This window comes from Aliivibrio fischeri, assembly GCA_038993745.2.
Lineage (GTDB): Bacteria > Pseudomonadota > Gammaproteobacteria > Enterobacterales > Vibrionaceae > Aliivibrio > Aliivibrio fischeri_B.
On record CP160630.1, the window covers coordinates 1146686 to 1164341 of the forward strand.

Here is a 17656-nt window from a genome sequence, read left to right on the forward strand (position 1 = left end):
AATGCGCATTCGAACGCTCGAATTGGAACTTTTATTACTTTTTGCAGCAAAGTTAACAATATTAATCACTAGAAATTAGCTCACAAACTAATTTAACATCTATTAAGCTATACCCATTTAGTAGTAAAAGCTATTTCAATGCCAATTTTAAACAGAATAAGTAATCATTAATATATAAGCCAAATAAATAATTGAATTCATTAATAATGTAAATTATGACTTTGCTAATACAGTTTGTTAATAAGTAAAAAAAATGGCACTTCATCTAAGATAAAGTGCCATCACGTTGGTTTATGAAATATTACTGCTGATAATAAGCTTTTTTCTCTCGATACATATGTTCATCAGCAACGGTAAACATTTTGAATAACTCTGTTTTATCTGAACATGCCCAACCAATAGAATAATGAGCAGCATAAGAGTTCCCTTCTTTATCGAAGAATGAAAGATCCTTTTGATTCACTCTCAATTTATCAGACAACTGAAGGCACTCACTTTGCGTTACATTCTCTACAAGCAAAACAAACTCATCACCACCAATACGATAAAACTTAATGTCGCTTGATAATAACTGAGCAATATTATGACAACTCGCTTTAATCAATTCATCACCAATACTATGTCCATATTGATCATTAATCGACTTTAATCCATTTACATCTAAAATGAACAAACCAAAATTCCAAACTGCTTTAGAATCTCGGTATCTCTTCTGGTAATGAGCTAAATCCTCATCAAATGCTTTTCTATTTCCGCAGGCAAGTAATACATCGGTTCTGGCAATATCTGCTAATTCTAACCATGATGACAATTGCTTAATAAATAGTTCAAACACAAGCACTTGCTTTTCCAAGGCATCTGTAGATACAAAGTGTAAACTAGCTAAGACCTTATAATTACTTGAAACAATCTCTATCCCTGCATTATCTCCTAGAGGGTCAAAACTTAGCTTCCAAACCATATCTGGGAATAATTTTTTCAGCTGTTGCTCAACTTTCGCAGGTACATCATGAAAATCTAATGACTTATATTCAGAGCCAAACTCAATGACTGCTGCTAAGTTATTTTTATTTAACTCTTCACGAAATAATGCATCACTAATTTGTGCGGTCTGTTTTTTAACTTGAATTTCCAGTTCTTGGTTAAATGATGATAATTTTTCGTTACTTAATTCGATTAAATTTTTAGATTCATTCAGCTCATCATTTTTCTTTTTAAGTTCAAGTAATTGATTACGAATCGTTGAACTCATTGTCTTTAAAACGATTGCCATTCGCTCAAATTCACTAAATTGAAAACGCTTTTCTCGTTTATTTGGCTTATTGGTTGCGTAACTCACAATGGTCTCTTCCATTTCACCAAATTCTTTTGAGATCCAACGGGTAATCCCCATCGCCACACAAATTACCGTAATAAGCGTCCAACCAATAACAGTGAACAGAGCTAATAAAGACGACTTCATGTCTTTTAATCGTGACACATCAGAGAATTGATAAGTAATATCTAATGTCAACGATGATGAAAATGAAGGATTATTTAATATAAAAATACGCTCAAGTTTTCCATCTTCTGCTTTTTGTTGGTTTACAGAATGTTCTTCATTGCCAATATGTTGATTTAATTTAAAATTTTCATCTTTAAATAGAAAATGTTGGAAGTGCTCTTCTATTGTCTCAAACGAAATCAACACGACAACATAGCCAGAAGCTCGATAACGACCAGATCCCTCTAAGTTATAAGCTAACATTGGAGTAACTAAAGCGATTCCTTTAGAAGATGAGGACTCCTTTATTAAATTTGGCTCTGAGTAGAACAGTGTCTTAGTTAGCCCTTTCTCATATATCGTATGATCGATATTAATCTGCTTGAGCAGCTGACTATTCTCAAAGTGATATGGGCGGCCATTTAAGTTATAGAGTGGCTCCCACTTATCATTAAGAATATAAACACTGTTTATCAGACGTGATAGTTCACTAAATCGAGTTAAATTATGTCTAACTACACTAGAATAAAGAATATTATCTAACGCTTGAATATTAAATCGGTCACGTGACAGCCAATTGAGGCTTTGCTGAATACGATCGAACTCCACCACTATCTCTTGCGCAATAGTAGATACGGCATTTTGAATTTGCTGTTCTTTTTGATTAAATAGCGTTTCACCTATGCTATTAGTTAAAAATTGACTAATAAATATCAATGGCACAAGCGAGCAAATAATCAAAACGTAAGTAAATGCTTTACGTAAACTCACATATGGGCGAGAAATCATGATCCTTCTACCTTTTCAGAAAAACGATCAATTAATTGATTTATATAAAGCATAGTTTCTTCTTTAGGCATACCATCTGAATAACGAGATACGCCTCTTGCTAGTGCTTCCCAAATAAACGAAACGCGAACGCTTGTAGGCATAGGCTGTGATCGTAAATACTGTTGATATACTGCATACATCACCTCTTGCTCAGGTTGTATCGATACTTGATTTACTTCCGTTGAAGCCGAGATATATTGATGCTCATTAATTAATTTAGTCAAGAATGCTTTGTCTTGAACCATAGTCAATAACTGTTTTATCATCACTCTTTTAGCAGGGTTCTGTAATGCTGTTTTCGTAATCATTAGTACTTTACCTGCAGATAGAGATTTCATTGGTATACCACGATAGCTTGGTAATGAAGCAATACCGAGATTACTACCAAACTTTTCACGTAAATCACTTACCGCCCAGTCTCCATCAATAAGGTATGACGCTTTACCATCTATAAATAGCTGTCGGCTACATAAACTATTACACTGAGAGCCTAAGTGATTTAGTTTTACTAATTCATGAAAGAAAACTAATGTATTCATGCATTCATGATCTTTAAAATGAATCTGATCAAGCGGTATCTCTGGATGAAATAAACTAAAAAAAGCCGAAAAGAAATACATATCACGCGAGCTAAACGCAATATGTGTTTTCTCTGGTTCTTTTTCAGATAATGCTTGTAATTGCTCCCATTGAGTAATCGGCTCAGGAGACTTACTCTTATCGTAAAAAAGCATTAAATGATTACCAAGAAACAGAGGTAAACCCATATAGCTATCGCCCACCATCGCACTTTGGCGCGCAGCAGGTTCAAGCTGATCTTGCTTTATCCATACTTTTGGGATCGGCGAAATGCCTATAAATTTATGCAAACCAAGAAAATCAGAAGGTACCCACGCCACATCTGGCATGTAATTTTTAGATCTTGAAGCTAATAAGAGTTCTGCTTTCATTTCATCAATTGAGAATTTACGAATCATCAATTGTTCCCTGTTCTTACTTCAAATTCAGCAGCTAACTCCTGATCAACGTTATCGCCAAATGCACTCCAAAATTCAAGCATTTCCGCTTTCGATATAAATGAAATAAATAATAATATAAGGGTGAAGAATTTAGACATGGGATTGTTTCTAAAAGTCAGATAAAAATGGAAAATATGCAGAGTAAATTAGTATAGTTTTAAGGTTCAATATTATATCAGATAAAGGGGGATTTACCTCTTCCTATTCATAAAATACCCCTTTAGAGTTCATATTAACTATTGAACCTTTACTCAAGGTAATTTCCAAAAAAGAAAAGACTCTTTGAATTAATTTCACTAACTGAAACAGCAATAGTTTCATTAGAATATAACCATACTAATAAAAAGGGTTTTATCATGAGTCAAGAACGTTTCTATAGCATCATTACCGATGCCAATTTGTCACCAAAACAAAAATCAAACTACTTAGCATTAGAAGCTGAAGCAAGTTTGCCTTATATGGAAATTAATACAGAAACTCGCACAGCAATGGATGACGGCGTTCTTTGTGACATGTTTGAAGGCCATGCCCCTTTTAAACCACGCTATGTATTACCTGATTACGCTAAGTTTTTAACTCAAGGTTCAGAATATTTAGAGTTAAGCCCAGCAGAAAATTTTGATGATGCATTACATTTACTCACCATCATTTATCATCATGTCCCTTCTGTTACTTCTATTCCTGTTTATCTTGGTCAACTTGATACTGTACTTCTGCCTTATGTTGGCGCCCTTAGCGATGAAGAAATTTACCAAAAAATAAAACGTTTTTGGATCATGTTAGATCGTACGCTTCCTGATGCATTCATGCACGTAAACATTGGCCCAACTGACAATATCATTTGTCGTACCATCTTACGTGTGGATGCTGAGCTAAAACAAATTGCTCCAAACTTGACCTTTATGTATGACGCAGACATCACGCCTGATGACCTACTTCGCCAAGCAGCATCTAACATTTGTGAATGCAGCAAGCCTCACATTGCTAACTACCCTGTACATGCACAAGCGTATAATAATACAGGCTTTGGCATTGTAAGTTGTTATAACTCACTGCCTCTTGCTGGTGGCTCAAACACCTTAGTTCGTATGAACTTAAAAGAAGCCGCTAAGAAAGCAAAAAATAAAGCCGATTTCGTTAACCATGTTCTACCTCATTACTGCAACATCATGTTTGGCTTAATTGAAACTCGTAGTGCTTTCTTACATGAAAAATCAAACTTCTTTGAAGGCTTCTTAACTAAAGAAGGTCTTATTAATGAAGACCGCTTTGCCCCAATGTTCGGTATTTACGGCATGGCTGAAGCTGTTGATATTTTGATGGAAAAAGAAGGTATCGAAGCCAAATATGGTCATGATGAAATCGCAAACCAATTAGGTCATGCGATTTCTAAGCAATTATCAGAAATCGTTGATGCAACAGATGTAAAATATGGCTATCACGGTAAAGCACTACTTCATGCTCAAGGTGGTATCAGTTTAGATATCGATGTAACACCTGGGGTTCGTATTCCTTATGGCACAGAACCGGATCCAGTTAGCTATGTACAAGCAACCGTTGGTCACCACCAATACTATACATCGGGTATTAGTGATATTTTAACGATTGATGAAACGGTAAAATCAAACCCTGAAGCCATGTTTAATTTAGCCAAAGGTGCATTACAGTTAGGTTACCGTGAGTTTACTGCGAACGTTGCTTCAAATGATTTAGTTCGAATCACAGGTTACATGGTGAAACTGTCTGATATCGCAAAATACGATGCTGAAGGCTCACGAACTAACACCACTTTCTTGGGTGCAGAAGCAGCGAAAAATACAGCAGTATTAAATCGTACTCCGCGTGTTGCTGCGTTAGAAACGACACCAACCTACGCTAAGTAACCGCATTTATGGTTAACACTGCCCTTTTAAATGGCGATAGCGTCAACTATGAAAAAACAGGAATGGTCAGTAAAGTGCTGACCTTTTCTTGTGTTGATGGGCCAGGTAATCGCCTTGTGATCTTCTTACAAGGCTGTAACTATGACTGCATTACTTGTCATAATCCTCATACCATAAACCATTGTGATCACTGCGGTGATTGCGTTACTCATTGCCCAACTAACGCATTAACATTTGATGACTCACCAAGCCAAAAAGTCATCTGGAATGAATCCCTGTGTACTCAATGTGACCAATGTATTGATGTTTGCCCAAGTAAATCGAATCCTAAAATCACCCTATATTCGGTTAAACAATTACTTGAATTAACTAAAAAACATGCACCTTTTTTAAGTGGAGTGACGGTTTCAGGAGGAGAAGCGACACTGCAACTTCCCTTTATTATTGAGTATTTTAAAGCAATTAAAGGCACTAATTCGTTACGTCATTTAACCTGTTTTATTGATAGCAACGGCAGCTTATCTGAACAAGGTTGGAACAAAGTCCTACCTTATGTAGATGGTGCAATGATTGACTTAAAAGCATGGCAAAATGAAACGCATTTATGGCTCGTTGGTAGAGACAATCATCGAGTATTAAATACAATAAGCCTACTAACTCAGCACAATAAACTTCATGAAGTACGTTTGCTGTATATTCCCAATAAAACCGATTTACTCACTGAAGTGGATGCGGTGGGTGACTATCTAAAAACGTTACCAGAACACGTTCAGATCCGATTAAATGCTTTTCAACATCACGGTGTTATTGGAGAGGCATTAACGTGGGACAAGTGCAGTAAAGCACAAATGGAAGAATTTGAAACCAACCTAGTACAGAGATTAGGTCGTAAAGTAATAACTCCATCTATCTATAGCTAATTTTTGTCATAACTTAGATAGGTAATTTTTTTATAACCTAACGCTATCAGATTATTGCGTTTCATAACTTGTAATTGTAAGCCAAGAGCCTCTTTAGATACACCTAAATATGAAGCTAATTCGTATTGTGATAACTTCAACTCACTAGAACCGCGCCATTCACATAGTTTCCTCAACATAGCCTCTATTCTTTCATAGAGGTTATAATTAACAGATTGGTAATATTGTTCGATTAAATGTTCAATATAATCAGTTAATTCAGTATATAAAAAGAATTGAATTTCTGGATTTTTTAATAAAACTCTTTTTAAATTTGATCCTGATAAGAAACCAACATAAGAATCAGTTTTTGCTATAGCATTGCTTTTTCTTTTATGATCATGGCATAGCTCGCCAACAAACCCAAACCACTCTTTATCACTAAATTGCTTATAAATAACTTCAACACCATTTATATCTATTTCAGAGAGCTCAACGATACCTTCAAAAATAAAGAAAATCCCTTCAGATAGTTCTCCCTTTCGATACAGAAACTCATTTTTTCCAACTCTTTTTTTTATAAGATTAGATGCTATGTACTCTTTTGATTCTTCATCTAGCTGATTAGTCCAATTATGATAAACGTAGTCATTCATTCATTTCACCCCAACTAAAATAACTAAATCAATGCTAAATTAATCAGTATACAAAATCAACATTTAACGAATAGGAGCTATTTATCACTCAAGATTACTTATCTTTATAAAATATTATGGTGCACATATGCACCATAATAATTAAGAAAGATATCAATAACATGCTTAATGAATTTGTGCTATTTAGCAAAAAATATAGAGAATCCATGCTTCCAAGTTATCTATTCCTCCTTCGAATTAAATATTTTTTGTAAGAAATTAAACTCTTCTCTAGATATAATACCAATGGATAAATAAAACTCTAATATAGAATCACCTTTCATAATTTGGCCTTATACATATATTTCATGATATAATCCATAAAAACACCCTGATAATTAGTTAAATATTTTACCATCGGTAAATGAAATTTTTTCCACACCTTTATCAAGCCCCTTCTTTATCAAAGCAAAAAGAAATATATCTTTATCATCAAAAATAAAAGTACAATGAATACATTTGCTATGAAGATCAAAAGCTAAAGTTTCTATTATATCCATAAAACTATCTTGAGTATGAGCAATAAATGTTCGCTCTAATTCAATTTTAAACATTTTAATATCTCATTTAGACTTAGTGAAAATCAAAAAATAAACTAATATTTATTCATTAATTTTGAAAAATGATAGTTCCTGATTTTGTTTTTCGGCTAATAAAGCTAACTCTAACATTGCTTGTTCTGTTTGATTTACTGCTGCAGCATTTTGATTTACTAAATCGAACGTTCTTGTTGTGTTTTTTGTTATATCTTCTGTAACACTATACTGCTCTTGTGATGCTGTAGCCACTAATGCATTAATATCAGAAATAGACTCAACAGAATTAGTTATACCATCAAATGTAGCTTTCACATTCTCAGAAAGAGTTACTGACTCCTGAATTAAAATAACATTCGCAGCCATATTTTCATTTGCTTTTTCTGATTGTGCTTGAAGTTTAGTTATTATTTCTTGAATATTTTTCGTTGATTCTTGTGTTTTTGCAGCAAGATTCCTCACTTCATCAGCAACAACAGCAAAACCACGCCCCTGCTCTCCAGCTCTTGCGGCTTCAATTGCAGCATTTAAAGCTAATAAATTCGTCTGCTCAGAAACCGAACTAATCACACTCGTCACTTCACCGATATCAATCGCATTATTTCTTAATTCCTCAATCATATCAGCAGTTTCCTTTACTGAATTATTTATATCTTGAGTTAATGAAATGGATTGCTCTAGCACCATACTTCCCTGATTAACATTGTTTATCGCTTTACGAGTTTCATCTTCTGCTTGAACAGCATTTAAAGAAACTTCCTTAGAAGTACTTGATAATTCACTAAGAGCAGTTGAAATCTCTTCTATTTGAGCTAATTCGTTTTGCGTATTTTTCGCAGTTTTTTTCATAACAGAAGCTAACTCTTCAGAAGATGCACTCACATTATCTGAAACGTGTAATAACTCTCCAACTACATGTGCTAACTTTATTGATGTTGCTATATAATCTTTAGATAATTTTGCAATTTCATTATCCCCTTTATTTTAGGGTTAGTAGTAGATAAGTTTCCTAAAGACATATCAGAAATACCTTTACTAACAAAACGCATTGATTTTTCAAGGTTTGATATAAAAATAGCAATCATAACGGTCGATATAACCATAACAACACCAAAAATCACAAATAAATAAACCTTAGATGTCTCATATAATTCTACTCCGTGCTCAGAGTATGCTTTAGCTTGCTTTTCTAGAAGAGAGGATATGTCATGTAGAATACCTGACATAGATAAATATGAATCAGAAGATTCATTGAAATAAATTTTCTCAGCTCTATCTATGTTACCGATAGATGATAGCTCTATAATTTCATTTCTAATATTTAAATAATTATCAAATTCATACTTAAATTTTTCATATAATTTATTCTCTTCTTTTGAATAAATAACATTTTTGTAATTATCAATTAAGAATAACAATGATTTAGTTTTCTCATTAATAATACTTTTAATTTCCTCTTTTTTATTGCTCGTTAGTATATGACTACTTTCATCTAACCTCATATCAGAAATGCTTCTATCAATTCTTTCAACAAGTATGGTCCTTGGAAGGATCTCATTACTTAAAAAACCAGATTCCACACTAATAACATTTAACTTATCAATTGATAAAAAAACCAAAAGACACATGCCCGCGACTGGTATAAAAAATGTTGTTAATAATAATTTACGTAACTTTATGTTATTCATGAATTCCTTAATCCTAATTAAGATGATAATCAATAGCGGTCACTAATTGATATTAATGTTAATAATTTATAAGAAATTCTAAGCCGACTGATACGATAACAAAACAATCTAGATTGCATTTAAAAAATCATAAAACAGATCTCTTTATACAATTAACCAACCAACTCAATGCTTGATCATTCAAACTCAGCTTATTATAAACCACGCTATAAGCAACTTGACCATAACCAAATGGCAATGTTTTTTGAACTAATCCTTGTGCTTGTTTAGTCACTTCAAACCATTTCTTTGAGCTCGTAAATAGAAAATCAGATTGCTGACACATAGCTGCTGCACTACCAAAATCAGCAACGAACATCGCCATCGTTCTAGACTGATGCTGTTGTGTTAGTAGCTGTTCAAAATAAGGCTTATTAAGTTCTTTATCAAAAATGCCTATGTGTTTATAAGAAAGATAATCTTCAATAGTTAATTCATTTTTTGCTAAAGGATGATCCTCTCGCATTAAACAAACCATCTCATCTTCGATAACACTTTTCCATACTAGCTGCTTTTCATTTGTCGGTGGCTGACTCTTATCATGAGGTAGAATAATCAGGTCAACTTGTCCATTAAGTAATGCATCAAATCCCAACTGCTCCTTTGAATGAATATTTATTTGAGCATTTGTCGCTTGATTTGACAAAATATCGCTAATAACAGGAGCAAAAACCTCAAGAGTACTTTCTCGCATAGAAAGAGAAAAACGACCAGAAAACAATGCCGGATCAAACGTAGATTGGTTAAGCAGGCCATTCATATTATTTAAAATCAAATGAACCGTTGGTCCTATTTTTACGGCATAAGGTGTTGGAATTAGCTGTGTTCCATCTCGATAAAACAATTCATCATTCAATACATTTCGTAGTTGAGTTAATGTTTTACTGACACTGGATGGACTCATGCATAGAGTTTCAGCACTCTTAGTAACACTGTGAGTCGAAAGCATAATATGCAAAGCCGTCAAATGCTTAAAACTAATACGAGAAAGTTGAATAAGGTCCATTAGTGTCCACAAATAAGAATTAACCAAGAATACACATTATAAAACATTTTGTAGTTGAAATGACAAATGACATCCTTTACCATCCATCACCTTACTCTTTGGGGAGTAGCCTGCTTTCTCGTTTTCATAAAAATACATAAAACAGAAAGCTCATATATCAACATAATTGATGCAAAATCATCATGGTATATGAGACAAGCCTGAGCAGCTTGTTTGGCAAGACCTTAGATTAACATCACGAACCATTGGGTGGGCGTGAGGTTTTTCTATGGTTTTTATAATTATAATCCCACCCTAATGAGTAATGTCGTGAGTGTATTAGCAATATCAATAACCACCGTAGCCTTAGCGGAGATCGGTGACAAAACCCAACTCCTCTCTTTACTGCTTGCCAGTAGATACCGAAAACCAATTCCTATTATTGCCGCAATTTTTTTTGCAACCATAGTAAATCATGCTTTAGCTGCCTATTTAGGTGTCGTCGTTGCTGACCTTTTGACTCCTGAAACACTAAGATGGGTGTTAATCATCAGTTTTATAGCAATGGCTGGTTGGGTATTAATTCCTGATAAGCTAGATGATGATGAAGCTATATCAAATAGAGGCCCTTTTGTTGCCAGTTTCATCGCCTTTTTTATTGCTGAAATTGGAGATAAAACTCAAATAGCTACTTCTATTCTAGGAGCTCAAAATGCAGATGCGCTGCATTGGGTTATTTTAGGCACAACCATTGGCATGCTATTAGCAAACGTTCCTGTTGTATTAATAGGAAAGCTTTCAGCAGATAAGTTGCCATTAACTCTAATCCATAGAATTACCGCTGTTATTTTCTTGGGACTGGCTGTCGGTACGTTCTTAGGAGTGTAACCTCAATCAATTTTAATTCTCTTCAATAAGACTGATTCATGAAAAGCGAATTATAAAATGACTCAAACTACAGGTTAACTTGTTTTCTATTAATAAGCCCTTATGTTTGTAATAGAAGCAGATCATCCTTGGATGATCTGCAGCCTATTTTACAGACGTTTAATAATGGACTGCCTTATGAACCCAGTTATCGATACCATTTTAGAGCATCGCTCTATTCGCTCTTTTACTAATGAAGCTATCTCTAAAGAGCAATTAGATACCATCATCAGCGCTGGTATTGCGGCCTCTTCTTCTAGCTTGCTCCAAGTCAATTCTATTATTCGAATTACCGATAAAGAAAAACGAAAAGCATTAGTAGAACTCTCAGGAGGCCAGCCTTATGTTGAAGGTGCGGCGGAGTTTCTTGTTTTCTGTATTGATTTTCAACGTCATTATGAAATGAACCCGGAGATCAAAGCCGAATTTACCGAACTTACTCTTATTGGTGCTGTTGATGCAGGTATTATGGCACAAAATTGTCTTTTAACTGCAGAGTCTATGGGGTTAGGAGGTGTGTATATCGGTGGGTTACGTACAAACGCACAAGCTGTCGATGATTTATTAGAAATGCCAAAAAACACGGCTGTTTTGTTTGGTATGTGCCTAGGTCACCCAAACCAAACACCTCAAAAAAAACCACGTTTAAGCCCTGACGTCATTATTCATGAAAATACTTATCAGCCACTGGATAAAAGTAAAGTTGATGAATATGACGAAATAATGCAAAGCTACTATGCAACGCGCTCAACGAATCAAAAACAAAGTTCATGGTCAGAACAAATTACAGGAAAGCTGTCGCAAGAATCTCGCCCTCACATTAAAGGCTACTTAAATAATAAAGGTCTAGCTATTAAGTGATACAAGCATAAATAGAGAAAACAGCTAAACTTAAAAACAATAAATACGGTTTTAAGGTGTTGTTATGCTTTCTATCTTTGATATTTTCAAAATTGGCGTTGGTCCATCAAGTTCTCATACTAATGGGCCAATGATTGCGGGTTATCATTTTACTCAACTGATTGAGCCCTACTTACCTCAAATAACACGCATTCAAGTCGATCTTTATGGCTCTCTTTCATTAACCGGTATAGGGCACCATACTGATCGTGCAACGCTTCTGGGTTTACTTGGAAACAAACCCGATACGATAAAAATAACCAGTGCTAATCGCGCTATGCGTAAGGCAATAGAAGAACATACGCTCCAACTCTCTGGCAAATCAACCATCTCCTTCGATTATGAAACGGACATGTTGTTTCATAAAACGAATTTACCTCTGCATGAAAATGGCATGACTATTTCTGCTTTTACTATTGATAATAAACAAATTGCAATCGAAACGTATTACTCTGTTGGCGGCGGTTTCATCGCAACTGAAAGCGAGCTTAAAAATGAAAATAAAGCACCAGAAATCAAAGTAGAATTCCCTTTTGGCTCAGCGGATGAAATGCTAGAAAAAGCAGAAAAGCACGGACTCAGCCTAAGTGGATTAGTCTTACGTAACGAAGTTTCATTCCAATCAATAGAAGCAATTAACTCTAAAGCAGACCAAATCTGGAAAGTCATGTCCCTTTGCATGGAAAGAGGCTTTCAAACTGAAGGCATTCTTGAAGGTGGTTTAAATGTCACCCGTAGAGCACCGGCATTACTCAAAAAATTAGAAGTGAATACATCCACACATAATGACCCTATGGAAGTATTAGATTGGGTGAATCTGTTTGCTTTTGCCGTTAGCGAAGAAAATGCAGCGGGCGGTCAGGTTGTAACCTCCCCAACTAACGGTGCAGCAGGTGTGATCCCAAGTGTTTTGATGTACTACCACAAATTTATTAAACCCTTAGACACTAAGCAACTTAAAGACTTTTTAGCCGTATCGGGTGCTATCGGTATTTTATACAAAACTAACGCCTCTATCTCTGGAGCCGAAGTTGGTTGCCAAGGCGAGGTTGGTGTGTCGTCCTCCATGGCGGCCGCTGGGCTAACGTCGCTTCTTGGTGGCAGTAATGAACAAATTTGCATAGCCGCTGAAATTGCAATGGAACATTCCTTAGGCATGACTTGTGACCCCATTGGGGGACTGGTTCAAGTTCCTTGTATCGAACGAAACGCGATGGGAGCAATGAAAGCCATAAATGCTTCACGTATGGCATTAAAACGCACAAGCAAATGCTTAATCTCACTAGATAAAGTCATTGAGACCATGTACCAAACAGGAAAAGACATGAATAAGAAATATCGAGAAACTTCACTAGGAGGATTGGCTTTAATTCATATGGCTCCTCCTTGTGAGTAATAATGACCATTCTATACTTCCATGAGGATCTTCTTCTACAGGTTTAAATAACTCGATTAAGCCCTATTTCCATAGTTTGATTTACATAACAGAAATACAAATCAACCACTTTAATTTGTGACTACTATCATACTATTCCCACACAAATAGATAAGAGCGGAAAAATTTCCGCTTTTTACTTTTTTAGCCGCCGTATTGTCTCATTACCTTTTAAATCCTTTGGAGTATTTCATGTCATTATTCATGAGCTGTGTTGGAATCTTGGTGCTATTGTTCATTGGATTTTTACTATCCGAGAATAAAAAAGCCATCAATGTAAGAACGATTGTCATTGCGCTTATTACTCAAATATCATTCGGTGCTTTTGTTATGTATGTTCCTTTAGGTCAAGGAATACTACAAATGATGAGCGATGCCGTTAACCATATTATTAACTTCTCAAATGAGGGATTAACCTTCGTATTTGGCGATCTCGCTAACTATAAAGTCGGCTTTATTTTTGTGATTAACGTTCTTTGTGTCGTTATCTTTATTTCTGCACTTATCTCCGTGCTTTATTACCTCAAAATAATGCAGTTCGTAATTAATTTAATCGGTGGTGCGTTATCTAAATTGTTCGGTACGAGTAAGGCGGAATCAATGTCTGCTACTGCTAACATTTTTGTTGGTCCTATCGAAGCGCCTTCAATGGTACGTCCGTTAATCAAAAAAATGACTCGTTCTGAACTGTTTGCGGTAATGACAGGCGGATTAGCGAGCGTTGCTGGCGGTACAATGATTGGCTACATCAATTTAGGGATAGACCCAAAATATATTTTAACAGCTTGCTTTATGACGGCTCCTGCTGGACTTCTGTTTGCCAAATTACTTTGCCCACAAACAGAACAAGAAAAAATCACTAATGAAATTGAAATCGATGACGAAACCACACCTAAATCACTCTTAGATGCGATAACTGATGGTTCTATCATGGGGATGAATCAAGTCGCCACCGTGACAGCCTTACTTATCTCCTTTGTTGCTTTGATCGCATTAGTAAATAGCTTAGTTGGCGGTATTGGTGATTTAATCTCGATTGAAGGTTTAAGCCTAGAACTGATTATCGGTTATATATTATCTCCTCTGGCTTTTTTAATGGGAGTTCCTTGGAGCGAAGCCGTTACCGCAGCATCACTAATTGGCCAAAAAATTGCGGTTAATGAGTTTGTTGCCTATATCAACTTTATTGAAATAGCGGAAACCTTGTCTCCAAAGACTCAAGCTATTGTTGTATTTAGCCTTTGTGGTTTTGCCAACATTGGTTCTTTAGCGATGGTTATTGGTGGCCTTGGTGCTATATGTCCAAATAAACGCCATATTCTTTCGGAAATTGGACCTCGTGTTTTAATGGCCGCAATTCTTGCAAACTTAATGTCAGGTACCATTGCTGGTGCGCTTCTTTCATTTTCTTAACATGTACTAATAAGGATTAATCATGTCGACTCCACATATTAATGCACCACTGGATGCATTTGCAGATACTATCTTGATGCCAGGTGATCCACTTCGCGCAAAATTAATAGCAGAAACTTATTTAGAAAATGTTGTTCAAGTTACTGATGTTCGAGGCATGTTAGGTTTTACTGGCGAATTTAAAGGTCGAAAAATCTCAGTCATGGGTCACGGAATGGGCGCACCATCTGCATCCATTTACTTTCATGAACTAATGACAACTTATAAGGTAAAAAACTTCATCCGTATTGGAAGCTGTGGCGCTATTCATGATGATGTGAAACTTAAAGATCTTATTGTAGCTATTGGTGCATCAACCGATTCAAAAATGAATCGCATTCGTTTTAAAGATAACGATTTTGCTGCAACTGCAAATTACAATATGCTTAGCGAGTGTGTTAATACGTTAAAAACGACTGACATTAATTACCTTGTAGGTAACGTTTTTTCTTCTGATCTATTTTATCGTCCAGATGAAGAGCAATATGACATGATGGCACGCTATGGCATTCTTGGAGTTGAGATGGAAGTTAATGCACTTTATAGTGCAGCAGCAGAAAACCATTGTAATGCCGTTGCCCTATGTACCGTGACTGACCATATTAAAAACCATGAACATTTGACGGCGGATGAACGTCGAACTGAACTTCATGAAATGATTAATGTTGCACTGGATGTAGCATTAAAATTACCAACTGAATAAAACATATCTTAGAGGCCAATTAATCATTGGCCTTTTTTCAAAGTGTAGAAATAACTAATGAATATAAAAAAAGGCGTCGTTGGTAAAGTTTATCATTGCCCGATTAAAGGGGAATTTGAATTTATCTCTAATGGGCTGATTACTATCGATCAGCAAGGTAAGATATGTGACGTTCTCCATCCTTCCGATCCTAATTATTCAAAAACGCTTAACTTTTTAAAAGAAAAAGATTCTCTACAAGAGTTAACCGATCAACAATTTTTATTACCTGGCATGGTTGATCTCCATATCCATGCTCCACAATGGCCTCAAGCTGGAAAAGGGTTAGATCTTCCGCTCAATGAATGGCTTGACCATTATACGTTCCCTTTAGAACATAAGTTTAGCGAGCTGTCATTTGCAGAACAGTACTACCCTCACCTAGTAAAAACCTATTTAGCTAATGGCACTACAACAGCAACCTATTTTGCAACTATAGATACTTCATCTTCTCTTTACTTGGCAGAAACTTGCATTAAATATGGTCAACGTGCATTAGTTGGTAAAGTCTCAATGGATGATAGGGAGATGTGTCCTAATTACTACGTAGAAGAGAGCGCAGAACACTCTATTCAAGAAGCTGAAAGATTCATAACATCCTTTTCTCAACTAACTAATAACAATAACTTAGTCGAACCAATTATCACGCCTAGGTTTATCCCTACCTGTTCGTTAGAAGCATTAAAAGGGTTAGGTGATTTAGCGAAAAAATATCAATGTGCGGTTCAAACTCATGCTTCAGAAAGCGATTGGGCAAGAGACTTCAGCCAAGAAAAATACAATAAAACAGATATCGAAATTTACAACGAAGCTGGACTACTTGGTGAACGAACCATCTTAGCCCACTCTATCTTCTTAACCGATTCAGACATTGATACTATCAAGCAAACAGGTTCAGGAATCGCTCACTGTCCAAGGTCCAATATCTATTTTGCAAATGCAGCATTGCCATTACGTGAATACTTAGATCAAGATATTCAACTAGGATTAGGCTCTGACATTGCAGGTGGCCCTTTTCCCTCGCTATTTATGGCTTGCTCAGATGCAGTCCTTCACTCAAGAGCACGAGAATGTGGAACAAATGCGAGTCTACCGGCAGAGATAAGGGGGCAAGAAAACAGCCGAGTCTCATTACTAGAAGCTTACTGGATGGCAACAACAGGTGGCGGTCAATTGCTAAAGCTACCAGTTGGACAGTTTAAAAAGGGTTACTGCTTCGACGCTCTAGTTATTGATGATGAAGATTCGAACCTACTAATCTGTCCTGAACTCGATTCACCTCAAGACATACTAGAAAAAATCATCACTCACACAACCAGAAATAATATTCGCCAAGTCTGGGTTGATGGCAATCAAGTAAAGTAAAACGTTTAGAGCTGAGTTTGCAGAAAGAATCACGAACTGAGACAAAGCAGAATATTCTGCAACTCGCTCTTTATTATTATCGCATTTTTTTATGAAACCATTACCATAGAGCTATCTTTAATACACAGAGATAGAGCATGGATCTGTTTCAACAATTAATCTCAGAGCTTAATTTACCTAAGATCTCTTATGTTAAAAATGAATTGCTTTTACAGCAGTCTACACCAATTAATTCGCTTCTATTTTGCCAAGATGCCGATTTAACCATTTTCCATATAAATGAACATGGTAAAGAATTTATTCTTGGAGTAGATACGAATTATTCAGGTCCTTTAGGTGAGATGGAATTCTTCCAGCAAAAACCATATTCAACTTTGAATGTTAAAGCTAACAAAGCTGGTTATCTCTATAAAATTCCTAAACTTAAGCTTCTTGAATTATTGAGAGAAAAACCAGAACTAACGATTCTTCTGCTCGAATTCATTTCAACAAGATATAATAAAAATATCACTAAGTTAATGAATAACATTACATTATCAGCAAGGATTAATGTCATCGAACAGATCCTCGAATTAAAACAGCACTCAAATAGTCCGCTATTTAAAATTCCAGTGACCTTAAAAGCCAAGCAGCTAGGTATAACTGACCGATGTTATCGCCAAATTTTACAAGTTTTGGAAAAAGAAAATAAGCTAATCAAACAAGGGCATGAGTTTGAGTTACTGAATGAAAAAGCACTAAAAGACGAAGTGCTTTATACCGAAGTAGACAAATAAA

At 35.6% G+C, this 17656-nt stretch carries 14 protein-coding genes, 2 pseudogenes and 1 riboswitch; of the genes and pseudogenes, 9 read left to right on the top strand and 7 right to left on the bottom strand.

Going from position 1 to position 17656, the window contains the following annotated elements:
* Nucleotides 1–301 precede the first annotated feature (301 nt).
* Nucleotides 302–2272: a GGDEF domain-containing protein gene (locus AAFX60_019525; GenBank protein XDF79337.1), complete on the bottom strand. Its 1971-nt coding sequence runs from the start codon at nt 2270–2272 to the stop codon at nt 302–304.
* Nucleotides 2269–3291, bottom strand: a complete 1023-nt coding sequence (locus AAFX60_019530) for an extracellular solute-binding protein (GenBank protein XDF79338.1) — start codon at nt 3289–3291, stop codon at nt 2269–2271. Before AAFX60_019530 ends, AAFX60_019525 begins: the two co-directional genes overlap by 4 nt.
* Nucleotides 3292–3689: 398 nt before the next feature.
* Here AAFX60_019530 and AAFX60_019535 point away from each other — a divergent pair, with 398 nt between their 5' ends.
* Together AAFX60_019535 and AAFX60_019540 are read left to right on the top strand one after the other, a co-directional pair.
* Nucleotides 3690–5216 carry a YjjI family glycine radical enzyme gene (locus AAFX60_019535; GenBank protein XDF79339.1) on the top strand — a complete coding sequence of 509 codons (1527 nt, stop codon included), beginning with the start codon at nt 3690–3692 and terminating at the stop codon, nt 5214–5216.
* A gap of 8 nt (nt 5217–5224) precedes the next feature.
* A complete protein-coding gene (locus AAFX60_019540) occupies nt 5225–6136 on the top strand; it encodes a YjjW family glycine radical enzyme activase (GenBank protein XDF79340.1) in 912 nt (303 codons plus the stop codon).
* On the opposite strand, the gene AAFX60_019545 is transcribed toward AAFX60_019540, so the two are convergent.
* The 5 genes and pseudogenes from AAFX60_019545 to AAFX60_019565 form a co-directional block, all read right to left on the bottom strand.
* Nucleotides 6133–6771: a Crp/Fnr family transcriptional regulator gene (locus AAFX60_019545; protein ID XDF79341.1), complete on the bottom strand. Its 639-nt coding sequence runs from the start codon at nt 6769–6771 to the stop codon at nt 6133–6135. The genes AAFX60_019540 and AAFX60_019545 overlap by 4 nt on opposite strands.
* 377 nt (nt 6772–7148) lie before the next feature.
* Nucleotides 7149–7364 (bottom strand): hypothetical protein, encoded by a 216-nt coding sequence (locus AAFX60_019550; GenBank protein ID XDF79342.1) that lies wholly within the window; start codon nt 7362–7364, stop codon nt 7149–7151.
* Nucleotides 7365–7412: 48 nt separating this feature from the next.
* Nucleotides 7413–8386, bottom strand: a pseudogene (locus tag AAFX60_019555) (methyl-accepting chemotaxis protein).
* A gap of 135 nt (nt 8387–8521) precedes the next feature.
* Nucleotides 8522–9034: pseudogene (locus tag AAFX60_019560) on the bottom strand (MCP four helix bundle domain-containing protein).
* Between the two features lie 127 nt (nt 9035–9161).
* On the bottom strand, nt 9162–10079 hold the full coding sequence (locus AAFX60_019565; protein XDF79343.1) for a LysR family transcriptional regulator: 918 nt from the start codon (nt 10077–10079) through the stop codon (nt 9162–9164).
* Nucleotides 10080–10167: 88 nt separating this feature from the next.
* A riboswitch (yybP-ykoY riboswitch) is annotated at nt 10168–10293 on the top strand.
* A 95-nt stretch (nt 10294–10388) separates the two neighbouring features.
* On the opposite strand from AAFX60_019565, the gene AAFX60_019570 reads away from it, so the two are divergent.
* The 7 genes from AAFX60_019570 (at nt 10389) to AAFX60_019600 (ending at nt 17655) form a co-directional block, all read left to right on the top strand.
* Entirely contained in the window at nt 10389–10946 is a 558-nt protein-coding gene (locus AAFX60_019570; GenBank protein ID XDF79344.1) for a TMEM165/GDT1 family protein, read from the top strand.
* 177 nt (nt 10947–11123) lie between these two features.
* Complete coding sequence (nfsA, locus tag AAFX60_019575; protein ID XDF79345.1) at nt 11124–11846, top strand: oxygen-insensitive NADPH nitroreductase; 723 nt, start codon at nt 11124–11126, stop codon at nt 11844–11846.
* 64 nt (nt 11847–11910) lie between these two features.
* Nucleotides 11911–13281, top strand: coding sequence for an L-serine ammonia-lyase (locus AAFX60_019580; protein ID XDF79346.1), 1371 nt, complete (start codon nt 11911–11913; stop codon nt 13279–13281).
* 231 nt (nt 13282–13512) lie between these two features.
* Entirely contained in the window at nt 13513–14733 is a 1221-nt protein-coding gene (locus AAFX60_019585) for a NupC/NupG family nucleoside CNT transporter (protein ID XDF79347.1), read from the top strand.
* 22 nt (nt 14734–14755) lie between these two features.
* Nucleotides 14756–15475, top strand: a complete 720-nt coding sequence (gene deoD / locus AAFX60_019590; protein XDF79348.1) for a purine-nucleoside phosphorylase — start codon at nt 14756–14758, stop codon at nt 15473–15475.
* A 57-nt stretch (nt 15476–15532) separates the two neighbouring features.
* A complete protein-coding gene (gene guaD / locus AAFX60_019595) occupies nt 15533–16879 on the top strand; it encodes a guanine deaminase (protein XDF79349.1) in 1347 nt (448 codons plus the stop codon).
* A 137-nt stretch (nt 16880–17016) separates the two neighbouring features.
* A complete protein-coding gene (locus tag AAFX60_019600) occupies nt 17017–17655 on the top strand; it encodes a Crp/Fnr family transcriptional regulator (protein XDF79350.1) in 639 nt (212 codons plus the stop codon).
* The last annotated feature ends 1 nt before the right edge of the window (nt 17656 follow it).

Coding starts and splice junctions, on each gene's coding strand:
- AAFX60_019545 (XDF79341.1), bottom strand. CDS start 6,771: ATGAATGACTACGTTTATCATAATTGGACTAATCAGCTAGATGAAGAA.
- deoD (XDF79348.1), top strand. CDS start 14,756: ATGTCGACTCCACATATTAATGCACCACTGGATGCATTTGCAGATACT.
- AAFX60_019535 (XDF79339.1), top strand. CDS start 3,690: ATGAGTCAAGAACGTTTCTATAGCATCATTACCGATGCCAATTTGTCA.
- nfsA (XDF79345.1), top strand. CDS start 11,124: ATGAACCCAGTTATCGATACCATTTTAGAGCATCGCTCTATTCGCTCT.
- AAFX60_019565 (XDF79343.1), bottom strand. CDS start 10,079: ATGGACCTTATTCAACTTTCTCGTATTAGTTTTAAGCATTTGACGGCT.
- AAFX60_019550 (XDF79342.1), bottom strand. CDS start 7,364: ATGTTTAAAATTGAATTAGAGCGAACATTTATTGCTCATACTCAAGAT.
- AAFX60_019585 (XDF79347.1), top strand. CDS start 13,513: ATGTCATTATTCATGAGCTGTGTTGGAATCTTGGTGCTATTGTTCATT.
- AAFX60_019540 (XDF79340.1), top strand. CDS start 5,225: ATGGTTAACACTGCCCTTTTAAATGGCGATAGCGTCAACTATGAAAAA.
- AAFX60_019530 (XDF79338.1), bottom strand. CDS start 3,291: ATGATTCGTAAATTCTCAATTGATGAAATGAAAGCAGAACTCTTATTA.
- AAFX60_019525 (XDF79337.1), bottom strand. CDS start 2,272: ATGATTTCTCGCCCATATGTGAGTTTACGTAAAGCATTTACTTACGTT.
- guaD (XDF79349.1), top strand. CDS start 15,533: ATGAATATAAAAAAAGGCGTCGTTGGTAAAGTTTATCATTGCCCGATT.
- AAFX60_019580 (XDF79346.1), top strand. CDS start 11,911: ATGCTTTCTATCTTTGATATTTTCAAAATTGGCGTTGGTCCATCAAGT.
- AAFX60_019600 (XDF79350.1), top strand. CDS start 17,017: ATGGATCTGTTTCAACAATTAATCTCAGAGCTTAATTTACCTAAGATC.